Below are 16,413 nucleotides of genomic sequence, written 5' to 3'. Positions count from 1 at the left end.
ATTCGCTGGTGGTTCATTACCGACGCACGAACGAGTACACGCGCAGTCGTGCTCAGAGTCAGCGCCAGGGTGAGGGTGGAGCGGAGGCGCGGAGCGGAAGAACACCCCCACCCCAGCCCGCCCCCGCTGGGGGCAGGAGAATGCCTCCCTCCCCCAGCGCGGATATCCCCTCTCTCCTCCCCCAGCGGCGGTGGCAAGGTTGTGCCTGACCTGTTGACAAACCCGACGCTCTGTGGTATCCTCTTTGCGGATCGCCAATTTGGGTAAAGAATACAAATCTATGTTTGCTCACTTTGCAAGCCTTATCCTTCTCGTACTCGTACTCCTCCTTAGCCTTATTGGCGGGTGGAGCAAACGTGTTTAGGGAGGGGAAGGACGCAAAGCCCCAGATCAGGATGCAAGACTGAACCTCCCGATGTTCGGGAGGTTTTTTAGTACCCGGGTGAGGATCAACGTGGTGCGGCTCATCAAACACAACCTGCACGTATGGCAACGACAGGCATGGCAGCTGCAACTCGTTTTCGTACCGATAGCATCTCACCGGCATCCAGTATTCAATTTAGTTCACCGTCGCCTACCGACGCATCGCTACGCGTTCGGGTACTCACAGCGGAGTGAGTAGCGGCGTATTGCCCCATTGCTGTGGCTCGTTGGCTATAGACCTGGTCGTTTGGAACGGCATAGCGCAGGGTTGCGCTAATGACCGCTACCTATGGCTGTGTCGCAAAAGCTCGGTTACAGACTCATTGTGGACAGGAGTAAGTTCGATGACCAAACCTCTTACCGGCGCCCAGATTATGTGTGAAGCCCTCATCCGAGAGGGAGTCGAAGTGATGTTCGGCATTCCCGGCGGTGCCATCATGCCCTTCTACTACGCGATGTGGGATTATCGCGACCGGCTGCGCCATGTGTTGTGTCGCCACGAGCAGGGAGCCGGTCACGCCGCCGAGGGGTATGCCCGTGCCACCGGCAAGATCGGGGTCTGTATCGGTACCAGTGGCCCCGGCGCGACCAATCTGGTTACGCCAATTGCCGATGCGATGATGGACAGTACGCCCTTGCTGGCAATTACCGGACAGGTCGGCAGTCACGTTCTCGGTAAGGATGCCTTCCAGGAAACGGACATTACCGGGATTACAATGCCGATTACCAAGCACAATTATCTGGTGAAGAATGTCGATGAGCTGGCCTATGTCTTCAAGGAGGCGATTTACATCGCTACAACCGGACGACCTGGGCCGGTGCTGATCGACATTACCAAAGACGCGATGCAGAAGACGACGGTACCGAACTGGGACATCAAGCTCAATCTGCCCGGCTACAAGCCAACCTACCAGGGCAACCGCCGTCAGATTCGGGAAGCGATTAAGCTTCTGATCAGCGCGAAGAAGCCGTTGATCATCGCCGGTCACGGCATCATCATGGCGGGTGCGCACCGCGAGCTGCAAGAGTTTGCCGAACGGTTGCGGATTCCGGTGATTACCACCCTGCACGGCATTGGCGCTATCCCTGAGAATCATCCGCTGAGCATTGGTATGCCGGGTATGCACGGCTGGGTGCATGTCAATCGCGCCATTCAGGAGTGCGACGTTCTCTTCAACATCGGCGGTCGCTTCGACGACCGGGTGACCGGTAAGGCCAGTACCTTTGCCCCCAACGCCCGCATCATTCACGTTGACATTGATCCCTCTGAGATTGGTAAGAACGTGCGAGTTGACGTGCCGATTGTCGGCGACGCCCGGCTGGTGTTGCAGGCATTCCTAGAAGATTTGCCCCCGCCCAGCGAGCTGGCCGATCTGCACACGCATGCTTCAGACTGGATGGAACACATCCGCGAGATGCAGGATAAGCACCAGGGGAAGCAGCAGTACAAGAACCGGGCCGCGATGGCAAATATGGCCTTGCCACCGCACGATGTCTACGAGGCGCTGAGCCGCACTCTGAACGCACGCGGCAACTATCGGGTGGTAACCGATGTTGGTCAGCACCAGATGTGGGCAGCACAACTGATCGACTGGAACCATGGCCCACGCACGCATATTACATCGGGTGGTGCCGGAACGATGGGTTTTGCAGTGCCGGCAGCCATGGGAGTGGCAATCGCCTGCCCCAACGATACAGTCTGGGCCATTGTTGGCGACGGTGGCTTCCAGATGACCAATCAAGAGATGGCGACCATCGTGCAGGAAGGGTTGAAGAATGTCAAGATAGCCGTCATCAACAACGGGTATCTCGGCATGGTACGGCAGTGGCAGGAGCTGTTCGAGCACAAGCGGTACAGCGGAACACCTCTCTCCGGCCCCGACTTTGCTAAACTGGCAGAGGCTTATGGCTGGAAGGGGCTGACTGTCGAACGTAGCGAGGATGTGCAGGATGCCATTGACGAAGCACACGCTACCGATGGCCCAGTCCTGATCGATTTCCGGGTTGAGCGGGAGGTCAACGTCTTCCCGATGGTGCCCCAGAACAAATCTATCGGCGAGATGATCTTGTCTGAATTGCAGGCGTAGGGCGCAGACAACCTTGTGAGATAAAGGAGTAGCAGACAATGAAGAAACATACCATCGTCGCCCTCGTGCAAGATCGACCCGGTGTGCTGAGCCGTGTGACCGGGTTGGTGCGCCGTCGCGGCTATAACATCGAAAGCCTGGCCGTTGGGCACAGCGAAGCACCCGGCGTTAGCCGGCTAACGCTGGTTGTAGAGTCGGAAGATGTCGAGCAGGTGGTTAAGCAACTCTACCGCCTGATCGAGGTGATCAAGGTAAGTGATGTCACCGATGATCCAACGGTTGAGCGTGAAATGACCATGATCAAACTGCATGCACCACCGGCAGTACGCCACGAGATCATCTCGATGTGCAGTGTCTTTGGAGCGCGTATCGTCGATGTCGGCAGCAACACGATGATCATCGAAATGACCGGTACGCCAGGCAAGGTCGAGAACTTCATCGAGGTAGTACGCCCTTACGGGATCAAAGAAATGATGCGCACCGGTCGCATCGCAATGGTACGTGGCGCACGCGGCCACAACGCTGAACAGTACGTTGAGCCGGCAACGAATGGTGCATCCGTACCGGTTCTCAATTAATCGTCAGCTACTGAGACGCCCGCTTTGGGCGTCTCAGTGGTTCTTACCGCCGTGCGCGATGCAGCGGACATCGCATGAGAGTGAGGAATGAGAGAATCATGGCAGAACTGTACTACGACAATCAGGCTGATCTCAACCGCTTGAAAAACAAGCCGATTGCTATTATCGGCTTCGGTAGCCAGGGCCACGCCCATGCCCGTAACCTTGCCGACAGTGGCCTCGATGTGCGCGTCGGTCTTTACCCCGGCTCGAAGAGCTGGACTAAGGTCGAAGCCGCCGGCTTGAAAGTGATGACGGTAGCCGAGGCTGCCCGCGAAGCGCAGATCGTGATGATCCTGACCCCTGACATCGGCCAGGCCGACCTCTACCGCGAGCATATTGCACCGGCAATGGAACCCGGTAAAACGCTTATGTTCGCGCACGGGTTCAATATCCGCTTTGGGCAGATCATCCCGCCCCAGGGTATCGATGTCAGCATGGTCGCCCCGAAAGCGCCCGGTCATCGAGTACGCGAGGTCTTCGTGCAGGGTGGTGGTGTACCGGCATTGATTGCGGTTGAGCAAGATGCAAGCGGAGGGGCATTCGAGGATGCGCTCGCCTACGCCAAAGGACTTGGCTGCACCCGTGCCGGCGTGTTGCGCACAACCTTTGCTGAAGAGACCGAGACCGACCTCTTCGGGGAACAGGTTGTCTTGTGCGGTGGCGTGAGCGCACTGGTCAAGGCCGCTTTCGAGACCCTGGTCGAGGCCGGTTATCAGCCAGAAGTCGCCTACTTCGAGTGTATGCACGAGCTGAAGCTGATCGTTGACCTCTTCTACCAGGGTGGTCTCAACTACATGCGCTACTCGGTTAGCGATACCGCTGAGTGGGGCGATTACACAGCGGGGCCGAAGATCATTACCGATCAGACCCGTGCCGTTATGCGCCAGATTCTGGCCGATATCCAGAGCGGTGCCTTTGCCGAAGACTGGATCGATGAGAATCACAATGGCCGACCGCGCTTCAACGCCTACCGACAGGCTGATATTAACCATCCGATTGAGCAGATTGGTCGTGAGCTGCGCCGTATGATGCCTTTCGTCAACCCGCGCGAAGTCAAGCCGGGTGAAGGTGGCGCCTGAGAGTAGATTGCATAGATCGTGGCCGGTAGTTGCTCCGGCCACGACACACCACCACATCACAGGAGGTACCCATGAGCAACACCACTGAACCGAGTGTAGAGTACGTCCGTATCTTTGACACAACCCTGCGCGATGGTGAACAGGCTCCCGGCTGTACGATGACTCTGGAAGAGAAGCTGGAGGTTGCCCGCCAGTTGGCCCGGCTGCGGGTTGACATTATCGAGGCCGGTTTTCCGGCAGCTTCCCCCGGCGACTGGGCAGCAGTGCACGAAATTGCCCGCGAAGTTGGTACTCCCGACGGCCCGATTATCGCCGCGCTGGCGCGTGCCAATCGCGACGACATCGACAAGGCGTGGAGTGCAATTCAGCCGGCAGCCAAAAAGCGCATTCACACGTTTATGTCAACTTCAGACATCCATCTGGAATATCAATTTCGCAAGACACGCGCCGAAGCGCTGGCCCTGATTCACGAGATGGTCAGCTATGCACGCTCGTTGTGCGAAGATGTCGAATTCTCACCGATGGATGCCGGTCGTACCGATCCGCTCTTCCTGCGTGAAGCGGTAGCGGTTGCTGTGGCCGCCGGCGCAACGACGCTCAATATTCCTGATACGGTTGGGTACCTCACCCCTGACGAGTACGGGGCGATGATCCGTGATCTACGCGAGAATGTACCGGGCATCGAACGCTGTATCCTCTCGACCCACTGCCACGACGATCTGGGCATGGCAGTAGCCAACTCGCTGGCCGGCGTGCGGGCAGGGGCGCGGCAGGTCGAATGTACCATCAACGGCATCGGCGAACGGGCCGGTAACGCTTCGCTCGAAGAAGTGGTGATGGCCCTGCACACTCGTCAACAGTACTACGGTCTGCGCACTCGCGTAGAGACGCGCGAAATTGCTCGCACATCGCGCCTGGTGAGCAGCTTCATCGGCGTACCGGTACCGCCCAACAAGGCCATTGTCGGTGCCAATGCCTTTGCCCATGAGTCGGGCATTCACCAGGATGGCGTCTTGAAGTACCGGCAAACGTATGAGATTATGAGTGCCGAGACGGTCGGCCTCGACAGCAATACCCTGGTGCTCGGCAAGCACTCTGGACGCCACGCCTTCCGCAAATATCTCGAAGAGAAGGGCTACAAGCTCAACGAGGAAGAATTCCAGCACGTCTTCGCCCGCTTCAAAGATTTGTGTGACCGCAAGAAGAAGGTTGACGACCGCGATATTGAGGCGCTGGTCGCCGGTGAGATGCAGCATGCACCTGAGTTATACAAACTCGATCACGTTCAGTATGCGTCGGGTATCGGCATGATTCCCACGGCGACTGTACGGCTGATCGGTCCTGATGGGCAGACCAAGATCGACAGCGCCCAGGGTACCGGCCCGGTTGATGCGGTCTATCAGGCGATTAACCGCATTATTCAGCGTCCGAATGAGTTAATCGAGTTCTCGATCAATGCGATCACCGAAGGGCTTGATGCAGTCGCTGAAGTGACTGTGCGTATTCGCGAACAGGGAGCACCGGCCCGTCTGAACGAGAGCAGCAGTACGGTAACTAGCCTGACCGGTCGCCGACCGGCACAGCAGATATTTAGTGGCTACGGCGTGCATACCGATACGATTGTGGCCGCAGCACAAGCCTACATGGCGGCCCTTAACAAGATGCTGGCTGCCCGTCAGGAGCGAATCAAGGCTGAAGCAGTGGCATATGCCGCCGGCTACAGCGGGGAAAGTGGGACACTACCGGTTGACATTTTCGGTGGTAGTACGCTTGGGTAGATAATCTTGTGCGATCTTGGCGGGAAATATATACTTCCCGCCAAGATAACTACGACACCGAGATGCCCCAAGAGTGACCCGGCATCTCGCCTGCAACACACCTGCGTCAGTACACATATGCAAACCATTGCCTACCTTGGCCCACCGGGAACCTTCAGTGAAGAAGCAGCGCTTGCCTACGCCGCAGGACGGGAGGCACGATTGCTACCGCTGGTCAGTATTCCCGCTGTGGTCACGGCTATTGAAACAGAAGCGGCAACCGTCGGGGTGTTACCGATTGAAAACTTGTTGGAAGGCAGCGTCAGCTATACGCTTGATCTGCTGATCCACGAGACGGAATTGCAAATCGCCGGCGAGATTGTCGTGCCAATTCGCCACTATCTGCTGGCCCGCCCCGGTTTACAATTGAGCGATATTAAGGTGCTGTACGCGCATCCGCAATCACTGGCCCAGTGTCGGCGCTTTGTTGAGCGCTGCCTGCCCGGCGTGGCTACCGTCGCTTCGCTAAGCAATTCGGCTGCTCCCGCCGAGGCGCTGGCCGATGAACGGCCAGCGGCAGCCATTGGCACCCTGCGCGCAGCCGAACTAGTTGGGGCAACGATCCTGGCCCGTGAGATTGCCGATAGCCCACACAATGTCACACGCTTCATCGTGCTGGCCCGCGAGGATGCCCCACCCACCGGTGATGACAAAACCAGCTTCTGTTTTGGATTTACCCGCGAGGATCGACCCGGTAGCCTGGTGAGCGCTCTCCAGGAGCTGGCCGTCGAAAATATTAATATGACGAAGCTCGAATCGCGCCCAACCCGTGCGATTCTCGGTCAATACATCTTTCTGGTTGATATCAATGGACACCGCCGCGAACCACACGTTGCCCAAGCCCTCGAACGCATTCGCCGGCATACGGGCATGCTGAAAATCTTTGGTAGCTATCCGCGCTGGCGTGGCACTAACGGTAAGCATACGTCGTAGGTTGCGGCAAGGAGGAGAGCAAAGATGAATAAACCTAAACCGCGCACCCTGTTTGAGAAAGTGTGGGAAGCACACTTGGTACGACCAGAAACCGCTGAAACGCCTGCCGTACTCTACATCGATCTGCACCTCATTCACGAGGTAACCTCCCCACAGGCGTTCACGGAATTACGCCAGCGCGGGCTGCGGGTTCGCCGACCCGACAAGACGCTGGCGACGATGGATCACAGCACACCGACCACGCCGCGTAATCATCTTGGCATCATTCCCGTCGTTGACCCAATGGCAATCAGCCAGCTTGAACAACTACGAAAAAACTGCGCTGAGTTTGGGATTCCGCTTTTTGAATTAGGTGACGAGAATCAGGGCATTGTGCACGTCATTGGGCCAGAACAAGGATTGACGCAACCGGGAATGACTATCGTTTGTGGTGATAGTCACACCAGCACGCACGGCGCTTTTGGTGCGTTGGCTTTCGGCATCGGCACCTCGGAAGTTGGCCACGTGCTGGCAACCCAATGTCTGCTCCAACGCAAGCCCAAGACATGTGCGGTACGGATTGATGGCCGACTCGGGCCAGGAGTCACCGCCAAGGACATTATTCTGGCGCTGATCGCCAAATATGGCGTCGGCGGCGGTACGGGGTACGTCTTCGAGTACATGGGTGAAGCGATCCGTGCGCTGTCGATGGAAGAGCGGATGACGATCTGCAATATGAGCATCGAAGGTGGGGCACGGGCCGGTATGGTCGCACCCGACGATACAACCTTCGAGTATATTGCCAGCCGCCCCTTCGCACCGAAGGGTGCCGATTTCGAGGCTGCCATAGCAAGGTGGCGAACACTCCCCAGTGACGAGGGAGCAACCTTCGATCACAAGTTAACCCTCTCGGCCAGTGAACTGAAACCAATGATTACCTATGGTACCAACCCCGGTATGGGCATTCCTATTGACGCTCCGGTGCCACGCCCGGAGGATATGCCCGATGCACGGAGCCGGGCTGCGCTCGACAAGGCACTGGCGTACATGGGGCTTGAACCCGGCAAACCGCTTCTGGGCCACCCGGTTGATGTCGTCTTCATCGGTTCCTGCACCAACTCCCGATTGTCAGATTTGCGGCAGGCAGCCCAATTTTTCCGTGGACGCAAGGTGGCCCCCGGCGTGCGGGTGATGGTGGTTCCCGGATCGCAGCAGGTCAAGCGCGCTGCCGAGACCGAAGGGTTAGATCGTATCTTCAAAGAAGCCGGTGCCGAATGGCGTGAAGCCGGTTGCAGCGCCTGTCTGGGTATGAACGACGACAAAGTGCCACCGGGTAAATACGCCGTCAGCACCTCGAACCGTAACTTTGAGGGTCGGCAGGGGCCAGGAGCACGCACGATGCTGGCCAGTCCACTCACGGCAGCGGCGGCGGCCATCACAGGCGTAGTCACCGATCCGCGCACGTTGTTGAACTAGAGGAGAGTCTCATGGAACCAGTTTCAACCATTACCGGCAAAACTGTCGTGTTGCCGGTGGAAAATATTGATACCGATCAGATCATCCCAGCCCGCTTTCTCAAAGTGACTGATCGCAGCGGTCTGGCTGCCGGTCTCTTCGAGGCGTGGCGCTACCAGGCAGACGGCACACCCAATCCCGATTTTCCGCTGAACCGACCGGAAGCTGCCGGGGCAACCATTCTGATCAGTGGGCGCAATTTTGGCTGTGGCAGCTCGCGCGAGCACGCCCCCTGGGCATTGCAGGACTACGGGTTCAAAGCCGTGCTGGCACCATCGTTCGCTGACATCTTTCGCAGTAATTCGCTCAAGATAGGCTTGCTGCCGGTAACGATTGATCAGGCCGTCTACGATGAGCTGGTTGCCCGTTATGCGGCCGATCCACAGATGCATCTGACGATTGATCTGGCAGCCCAAACGGTGACCTTGCCGGATGGCCGACAAGTGCATTTTCCGATTGATGCATTTAGCAAATACTGTCTGCTACATGGGGTCGATCAACTCGGTTTCCTGCTCCAACAGGAAGAGGCGATTGTCGCCTACGAAGCCAGCCATCCGCAGCCGGTGAAGACTCGCTGAGCACGAGGAGAGGACACGACGTATATCAAGTCTCGGCTGATAGTGCGCATCATTCTGGCTATCGGAACTGTGCTGGCGCACCACCGAGTGTGACACCGGCGAGTCATTGGTAGGTCGGCGCTGTCAACTAAATTCATGCGCAGTCGCGTTCAGGTACAGCACTGGCGTGACATAAACGAGCGTGATACGCCAGCTGGTTGCAGCAGAGTGATGCGCCATGCCCCGTTGGGGTTCAAGGGTGGACACAACATCTATGCGCTTGGGCAAGAGATAGGACGTAAGGACGCTTTGAACGCTCTCACCCCGGCCCCTCTCCCACGCTGCGGCGTGCGGGAGAGGGGAGATCAGAAGCATGCGCTGGGGTTGCCTGATACGATAGCCGTTGCGCTGGATCACATCTTCATCGATACCGTGCATCACTGCTGATGGACGCATTGTTGCTCATCGACCCAGTGATGAGATTTGCCGACTGAGTTGTCTATCATTCGTCATCGGACGAGAGCGAAAAGTGGCTGATAGGCAGGCCGGACGTCTGCTCCACAACCTACACCATCGCTCACGCGCCGTCGACTCATCACGGATGATCAGACCCGACGGACGTGATCTACCCGCACAGTATCCCCATGACTCGCGTGAAAACCGCTACAACATGCCCCTGATCGTCAGCACGGCTGGCGCGGCAAGCATGGCTGCCGCACTCCAAACAATGCGCCACGGGCAATCCTGTCTGGCGACGGTATCCTCGCCGAAACGTGCGACGGCTGGGTAGGGAGGGGGGAACACTAATTGCACACTTCCGTGTGCAGGTGTGGTGGCAGGGTGATTGTCGGATTACAGGTTATACACTCTACGACACCAGATTTGATATTAGCGCATATTTGCTGTCCCTACCCGAACCCATCGGAAGCAGAAGAATAGGGAGAGGGACGTGATGCAGAGCACGCCCCTCTCCTCTCTCCCGCGCCTCGCCCCTGGTGGGAAGGGTATCACTCTATAGTCTTGAAGTGACCGGTGCGCGTTGACCAATCTGATAAGGGTCTCAGCCCATCACTTTACCATACTGTGCGCGCCGCGGCAAAAACAGTCTCGCTTAACGTTGGATAGGCGGCAAACACGGCTGCCAGATCGGCCAGGGTAGCGCCAGTCTGGATCGCCAGGGCAACTGGTGCCAACAGATCGGCAGCGTGATCGCCCACCGCTACGCCACCACGAACCTGACGGGTGATCGGGTCAAAGGTCAGCTCGATCCAGCCAGATGTCTCTGCACCAAGGTAGGACTTGAGCGACGAGCCATATTCAGCGCGGATACGTGACAGCTCTGTATCCATGACCAGTCCCACCTGGGCAACTTCGGGCACAGTGTAGACGGCATGCACGATGGTGTGCGGGCAGTACCCCGGTGCCAGCAGGTCGGCTGCGGTGCGCCCGGCGATCCACGCCTGCGCCAGCGCACGGTTAGCCAGCATTGGCCCGCCCGCCGCATCGCCGACCGCGAAGATGTGGTTAACCGAAGTGCGTCCGTAGTTGTCAACGGTTAGTTGACCATTCGCCTCGACGGTCAGGCCGGCAGCACCAAGGTTGAGCCGGCTCAGATCGGGCGTGCGGCCAATCGCTAGGAATGCCATGGCCGCCGTATAAGTAGTGCCGTCTGCCGCGAGAACGCTCACCCCCTCTTCCGTGCGCTCGGCCCGTTCGACATCAACCTGGTGTATCTCGACACCGTGGGCCTGCATCGCTGCGGCCAGGGTTGAACGGGCGTTGGTGGCAAACATCGGCAAAACACCAGGGCTACCAACCAGCCAGGTCACTTTGACACCCAGCCGACTGAAGAGCGAGGTAAATTCGCTGCCGGTTGGGCCACCACCGATTACGATGATGTCGTTGGGTAGGATATGAAGATGGCTGGCAAAGCGCGGCGCGATGATCCGCTGCCCGTCCGGTTTCATCGTCGGGGGGAAGCGGGGAACAGAACCGGTCGCAATGATGACAGCATCGGCGGTAATCGTTTGCTGGCCTTCCTGAGTCTGGATTGTCAATTGGTGAGGACTGCTGAAGGCAGCCACTCCCTGGACAACGGTAACCCCAGCCGCTTGCAGCCGCTGTTGCTCGTGCTCGCTCCATCGCGTTGCAACGTGTTTGATCCGTTGTAAGACGGCTGCCGGATCGACCTGTACCCCGTTAATAGCCACGCCCTCACCGGCTGCTGCTGTCGCGATACCGGCAACCTCGGCGGCGTGGAGCCAGACTTTGCTCGGTAGCAGGCTGTCCCAACCGGTACGGCCGCCAATTGGTCCTTCGCTGACCAGTGTTACCTTTGTGTTGCCCTGGGCGGCAGCAACTGCTGCTTCCACACCGGCAGCTCCACCGCCAATTACGACAATCTGCTTCATTACGTCTCTCCCGGATATTAGCTGACGGTAATGCTACTACCTGTCCTGCAATTATGCAATCTATCGTACATTCACCCACTATATAACGATGATGCAATCAGCCGCCAAAAGGTTACAAGAGGGCGGTGGGTTGATGATGAGCAGTGGGTTGAGGAGACGGTGGGTTCAACAGTCGGCGGGTTGAAACCCTGCCTCACGGCCTGAAAGGACAGCAGGGCCGGTCGAACGACAGGGAGGGTGGTCAGGCAGCGGATGCGTAGTCCCAACAGGGCTTGCAGATTATCAGGCAGGGTTTTAGCCTGACTCACCCAGCGATAAACCCTGCCCGACTCCGTGAACGTTGTTGTACGGTTGTTCAGTAGCCTCAATTTCCCTCAGTATCGTCTGGTGCCGGTGGTTCAGGGTTTGGATCAGGTGCGCGAATGCCAAGCACGATAGTTGTGTCCGGCAAGATCCATTCGCCCGCTGCCGGAAGTGAACTCAGTACCACATACGGCCCATACCGATAATAATCCTCGCCGGCGCGATCTGGCCCCTGGTAATCAACGTAAATCCGACCGGGGTCAATGCCCAACAGCGCCAGCACTTCTTTCGCCTGATTTTCACCCAACCGACGCAGATCGGGCATCAGGATAGCACCTTCAACCGGTGGCACCGGGATCGGTGGCTCAAACATTGCCGGGGTACACTCCGGCAGCTCTTCGTACTTGAGCGGAACCGTTGCATCACCGCCACGCCACTTATACTCAACCTCTTCATCAGGATCGGGCGGTGGCAGCTTCCACAGGTAGATGTCCCGTACCAGCTCCGGCGGATAGGCAGCATCAGGCGCCGGTCGGCAATAAGCACCATCGGTCAAGGCACTGAGATCTTGCGACAACGGTGGTGCTTTGGGGTCTGTCGGCGGCGGCGGTGGCGGATTGGGGCGTAGCTCGCCGCTGGTTGTCCACTCTTCCGGGGTCGGAATCCGGACAACACGTACTTTTGTGTAGGCCGAGCAGAAGCCTTCGGTCGGGATCGCATCGCCGGTGGTCGCTTCCGGTGTCGGTTGCGCCGCTTCTTCCAGCCGCTTGATCATATCAAGCGTAAATAGCTCTTCACGATAGCCGCCGAATGGGCCGGGCAGTTCACAGATCGGGCGTCGTACAAGCTCTTCGGGCAGCACAAATTCGGTTTGAATTTCGCCGTTGGGGAAGGGCGCGGCGAACAGGTCACGGTACCGCTCATCTTCGGCGATCAGCCGAAAGATGTTTTCCATCACATTGCGCCAGATAATACCACCGCCGGTCAGACTCTCGACCCGGGCTGTTGGTTCATTGTTATTGTTGCCTGTCCAGACACCAACCGTCACAAACGGTGTATAGCCTACTGCCCAGGCGTCGCGCCAATCATTGGTGGTACCGGTCTTAACCGCAGCCGGCAGGCTAAGCCGGAGCGGGCTATTCAGCCCCCAAATGGCCTGACGCGCACGATCATCGCTGAGCATGTCGGAGATAATCGCAACCAGCGCCGGATCAACCACCTCCTCGCCAGGAGTTTGGGTAAAACGTTCAAGCACGCGACCCTGCGAGTCGGTAATCTCCAGGATGGCGACCGGCGCAAAGTAACGACCACCGCTGGCCAGGGTGTTGTACGCAGTCGTCAGCTCCAGCGGCGACACCTCACCGCCACCGAGCGTCAGCGAGAGGCCGTAGAAACCGGCACCGCGTTTCAGGCCGGTACGGATTCCAACCCGTTCCAGCAACCGGATCGTGTAGTCAATCCCGGCAAACTTCAGCGCCCGCACGGCCGGCATGTTCAACGAATTTGCCAGTGCGGTACGAATACGCAGCGGCCCGTTCCACTGACCGTTATAGTTTTGCGGTGCGTACCAGTCACCGGTACCGGTTGGAAAGCGAGTTGGTACATCCCACAACACCGTCTCTGGGGTCATCCCCTGTTCCATCGCCGCCAAGTAGGTAAACGGCTTCAGCGCCGAACCGGGTTGCCGCTCGCGTGTCGCCACATTTACCTGACCGTCGAGCACATTACCCGACTCACCGAGCGTAGTGGTTGGTTTGACTGCGTTGTAATCAATACTGCCAACCATCGCCAGAATCTGGCCGGTGTTCGGCTGCATAATCACGACTGCTGCATTGTGAATGTTGCGCGACTCCAGTTCAGTGATACGCTCGAGGGCGGTTCGTTGGGCCATCCGTTGCAATTGCAGGTCAAGCGTAGTTGTGATCCGCAAACCACCGCCATACACAATCTGAGCGCCGTAGCGTTGCAAAAGCAGGTCGCGCACATAAAAGACGAAGTGCGGCGCATTGAGGGGCGCCTCTTGCGGCGCAAACCGCAGCGGTGTGGCTAATGCCTGGCGGGCCTGGGCTTCGGTGATGTAACCATCCTCAATCATCCGGCGCAACACAGCCGCCTGTCGAATCCTTGGCAGCGGTGTTCCGGCGGGCAGGCGGGCATTGGGGTCAAGCCAGTCATCGCCGACGAAGACGGGTGGGAGATAGCCACCCTGCTCGTCGCGTTCCAGATAGTTAATCGGATTGTAGACCGATGGTAATTGCGGTAAACCGGCAAGGAGCGACGCCTGGTTCAAATCAAGATCAGCCGCATTCACCCCAAAATAGACCTCACTGGCCGCCTGAATACCATAGGCCAGATTGCCGTAAAAATTCTCATTCAGATACAGCTCAAGAATCTGATCTTTGGTATAGATGCGATCCAGCTCCTGGGCGAGGATAATCTCTTTCAGTTTTCGTTCGTAGCGTCGTTCCGGGAGACGTTCTTCTGGGGTGAGAACGCTATTCTTGATCACCTGCTGCGTAATCGTCGAGGCACCACCGGTCTCTTCACCCGCACGCAGGCTATCAATCAGGGTGCGCACAATACCGGCCAGATCGATGCCCGGATTGGTATAGAAGGTTTTATCCTCAATCGCAATCGTCGCCTGAATCAACAATGGACTAATCTCGTCAATCGTCACTTTTGTGCGCTTGCCGGTATCGAAAAACTCGTACAGCAGCTCACCGTTACGGTCGAAAATACGCGAGTTCTCGAACAATTCCCGGTTATCGAGCAAGGCCAGTCGCGGTTTCAGACTCTCGGCAACCTGAGCGTAGGCGTTGTAGGCAAAGCCAGCGATGGCGACGATCACCACCGCTATCAAACCAAGTCCGGCCAGGAGCGCATTGATAAGCCAGCGACTGACCGCAGATCGTGGCGTTGATCGGCCCCGCAACCCGCGCAACAGATGTGGCGGCACGTGACGGCGGCTATTGCGGCCATTTGAGTGTAAACGACGTGAGCGAATCATAGGATGTATGTAACCTGATGTGTGTTCTAACAGCGTCCTGCTCTGCGCCGCGTATAGTCAGACATCGCAGGTAGTATAGCACGTCATGATCGAGATGGCATCTGACGTGCGAATGATAGTTCTATCAGTTACAATAGAAGCTATCTGACAGGCGATGACTCGGCGGAGGGGTTATGCATCAGCCTTCACTCATCAGCCCGGCAATCCTGATTGTCGTTTTGATTACGCTGCCCCTAGCTTCCATCGGCGACCTGATCCTGGATCAGATCGGTTGGCAACCGGTGTGGTTGATTGGTGCCAGTATCATCGCCGGTATGGAAGCGTTTGCCTTGCGGATGCGGATGCTGGCCGGCCTACACGAAGCGGAAGGTGGCACGTTGCGCTATTTAGCCGCCGAGATTTTTGCGCTGGTTGTGCTGGCCCGGCTGGTAGCGACGCTGGGCTTTGGCGGCGAGGGTATCCGGGCGATGATGAGCTGGATCACTGATCCGTTGGCCTTCTTCGATGTTCCATTTCTCATCTGCCTGCTGGCGCTGACTACGGTGGTGATGCTCAGTAGGAGCGGGATCGCTGCAATCGCGGCCTTAACCCCAAATCCGCCTCAAAAAATGCCCCTGTACACTCTCGACGTGCTCTTCTACAACAGCGATGCAAAAATTCGCCGCTGGAATGCAGTCAAAGCGATCATCAGCGGCGTAAGCTGGGGTGGATTGTTGACGATCTGGCTTCAGAGCTGGCGTCAGGGGAATGCAGATCTGTTTTCCGGCTGGATTGCGCTATATTTAATCGGCGGCCTCAGCTTGATCGAACTTGCCCGCCAGCGGGCGTTCCTGGCCGACTGGCAGAGTGATGGTGCCGAGGTCGCAGTTGATGTGCGACGAAGCTGGCGACTGCTGAGCGTGATACTCATCGGTCTGATAATTGTGCTGGCGCTGGTATTTCCATTTCCCCGTGAGATGTCCATGCCGGAAGAATGGCGCCGGGCCATCTACTCACTGGTCGGGCTGATCATCTTCATGGGCCTCATCGCATCGCTCCTCTTCGTCGGCCTGATCAGTCTGATCATGCTGCTGCCAATGCTCCTCTACCTGCTGCTCAACTGGCTCCTCACCACAAACTCAACCTCCGCCGCGATGCCTATCCCACAGCTGCCGCTCATCCCTCCGGCCACCGCCAGCGAGCCGATGGTATGGCCCGGCCTTATCTTCTGGTTCTGCGTAGCTGTGCTCACCGTGCTGGCATTCTGGCGGATTGTGCGCCGCCAGACCTGGCTGAAGGTGGCATGGATGAATGCCGTGACCTGGCTGACGAGCTGGTGGCACCACCTGTGCCACTGGCGCATTGGGGGCTTGCGGCGCTGGTGGCATTCGCAAGAGGAGCCGCCCCCACCACCACACCCACGGCGCAGCCGCAGCGGACCGGTGGATACAGTGATTGCCTGCTACCATGCTGCGCTCCGTCACGCCACTGCGCGTGGCTACCCCCGCCGGCCACCGCAGACCCCGGCAGAGTATGCGGAACGGATCAGCGATGAATTACCCGCAGGTGCCGCCGAACTACAGGCGCTCACCGAGGCGTATCAACGGGTGGTGTATGCCGGCAAGCCCTTCGACCGCTCCGAACGGCGACAGTTTAGCGCGTTGTTGCGTCGTTTTCGGCGTAAAGTGTGAGATAGGAGATAG

Annotated in this window: 10 protein-coding genes; 8 read left to right on the top strand and 2 right to left on the bottom strand. The window is 57.9% G+C overall.

The window, feature by feature from the left end:
* The first annotated feature begins 767 nt into the window (after positions 1-767).
* The 7 genes from ilvB (at position 768) to leuD (ending at position 9,031) form a co-directional block, all read left to right on the top strand.
* A complete protein-coding gene (ilvB, locus tag VAE55_RS18695) occupies positions 768-2,510 on the top strand; it encodes a biosynthetic-type acetolactate synthase large subunit (RefSeq protein ID WP_322817229.1) in 1,743 nt (580 codons plus the stop codon).
* A 38-nt stretch (positions 2,511-2,548) separates the two neighbouring features.
* Entirely contained in the window at positions 2,549-3,088 is a 540-nt protein-coding gene (gene ilvN, locus VAE55_RS18690) for an acetolactate synthase small subunit (RefSeq protein WP_322817228.1), read from the top strand.
* A 98-nt stretch (positions 3,089-3,186) separates the two neighbouring features.
* Positions 3,187-4,209 carry a ketol-acid reductoisomerase gene (gene ilvC / locus VAE55_RS18685; RefSeq protein ID WP_322817227.1) on the top strand — a complete coding sequence of 341 codons (1,023 nt, stop codon included), beginning with the start codon at positions 3,187-3,189 and terminating at the stop codon, positions 4,207-4,209.
* A gap of 71 nt (positions 4,210-4,280) precedes the next feature.
* The gene (locus tag VAE55_RS18680; protein WP_322817226.1) at positions 4,281-5,987 is read left to right on the top strand and encodes a 2-isopropylmalate synthase; all 1,707 of its coding nucleotides are present in this window, start codon (positions 4,281-4,283) and stop codon (positions 5,985-5,987) included.
* A gap of 117 nt (positions 5,988-6,104) precedes the next feature.
* Positions 6,105-6,959: a prephenate dehydratase gene (gene pheA, locus VAE55_RS18675; protein ID WP_322817225.1), complete on the top strand. Its 855-nt coding sequence runs from the start codon at positions 6,105-6,107 to the stop codon at positions 6,957-6,959.
* Positions 6,960-6,983: 24 nt separating this feature from the next.
* Positions 6,984-8,414 (top strand): 3-isopropylmalate dehydratase large subunit, encoded by a 1,431-nt coding sequence (gene leuC, locus VAE55_RS18670; protein ID WP_322817224.1) that lies wholly within the window; start codon positions 6,984-6,986, stop codon positions 8,412-8,414.
* Between the two features lie 11 nt (positions 8,415-8,425).
* Positions 8,426-9,031, top strand: a complete 606-nt coding sequence (gene leuD, locus VAE55_RS18665; protein WP_322817223.1) for a 3-isopropylmalate dehydratase small subunit — start codon at positions 8,426-8,428, stop codon at positions 9,029-9,031.
* A 1,052-nt stretch (positions 9,032-10,083) separates the two neighbouring features.
* Here leuD and VAE55_RS18660 read toward each other — a convergent pair.
* The gene (locus VAE55_RS18660; protein ID WP_322817222.1) at positions 10,084-11,421 is read right to left on the bottom strand and encodes an NAD(P)/FAD-dependent oxidoreductase; all 1,338 of its coding nucleotides are present in this window, start codon (positions 11,419-11,421) and stop codon (positions 10,084-10,086) included.
* Between the two features lie 364 nt (positions 11,422-11,785).
* A complete protein-coding gene (locus tag VAE55_RS18655; RefSeq protein WP_322817221.1) occupies positions 11,786-14,731 on the bottom strand; it encodes a transglycosylase domain-containing protein in 2,946 nt (981 codons plus the stop codon).
* Positions 14,732-14,904: 173 nt separating this feature from the next.
* Here VAE55_RS18655 and VAE55_RS18650 point away from each other — a divergent pair, with 173 nt between their 5' ends.
* A complete protein-coding gene (locus tag VAE55_RS18650; RefSeq protein WP_322817220.1) occupies positions 14,905-16,401 on the top strand; it encodes a DUF4129 domain-containing protein in 1,497 nt (498 codons plus the stop codon).
* Positions 16,402-16,413: the final 12 nt, after the last annotated feature.

The organism is Chloroflexus sp., from assembly GCF_034432675.1.
In the GTDB taxonomy this organism is placed as follows: domain Bacteria; phylum Chloroflexota; class Chloroflexia; order Chloroflexales; family Chloroflexaceae; genus Chloroflexus.
Note: the sequence above shows the minus strand (reverse complement) of the source record. Positions and strands in the feature narration are given on the sequence as shown.

What these genes read in the sequence shown, in the direction of transcription:
- ilvB (WP_322817229.1), top strand. Translation starts at nt 768, where the DNA reads ATGACCAAACCTCTTACCGGCGCCCAGATTATGTGTGAAGCCCTCATC.
- ilvN (WP_322817228.1), top strand. Translation starts at nt 2,549, where the DNA reads ATGAAGAAACATACCATCGTCGCCCTCGTGCAAGATCGACCCGGTGTG.
- ilvC (WP_322817227.1), top strand. Translation starts at nt 3,187, where the DNA reads ATGGCAGAACTGTACTACGACAATCAGGCTGATCTCAACCGCTTGAAA.
- VAE55_RS18680 (WP_322817226.1), top strand. Translation starts at nt 4,281, where the DNA reads ATGAGCAACACCACTGAACCGAGTGTAGAGTACGTCCGTATCTTTGAC.
- pheA (WP_322817225.1), top strand. Translation starts at nt 6,105, where the DNA reads ATGCAAACCATTGCCTACCTTGGCCCACCGGGAACCTTCAGTGAAGAA.
- leuC (WP_322817224.1), top strand. Translation starts at nt 6,984, where the DNA reads ATGAATAAACCTAAACCGCGCACCCTGTTTGAGAAAGTGTGGGAAGCA.
- leuD (WP_322817223.1), top strand. Translation starts at nt 8,426, where the DNA reads ATGGAACCAGTTTCAACCATTACCGGCAAAACTGTCGTGTTGCCGGTG.
- VAE55_RS18660 (WP_322817222.1), bottom strand. Translation starts at nt 11,421, where the DNA reads ATGAAGCAGATTGTCGTAATTGGCGGTGGAGCTGCCGGTGTGGAAGCA.
- VAE55_RS18655 (WP_322817221.1), bottom strand. Translation starts at nt 14,731, where the DNA reads ATGATTCGCTCACGTCGTTTACACTCAAATGGCCGCAATAGCCGCCGT.
- VAE55_RS18650 (WP_322817220.1), top strand. Translation starts at nt 14,905, where the DNA reads ATGCATCAGCCTTCACTCATCAGCCCGGCAATCCTGATTGTCGTTTTG.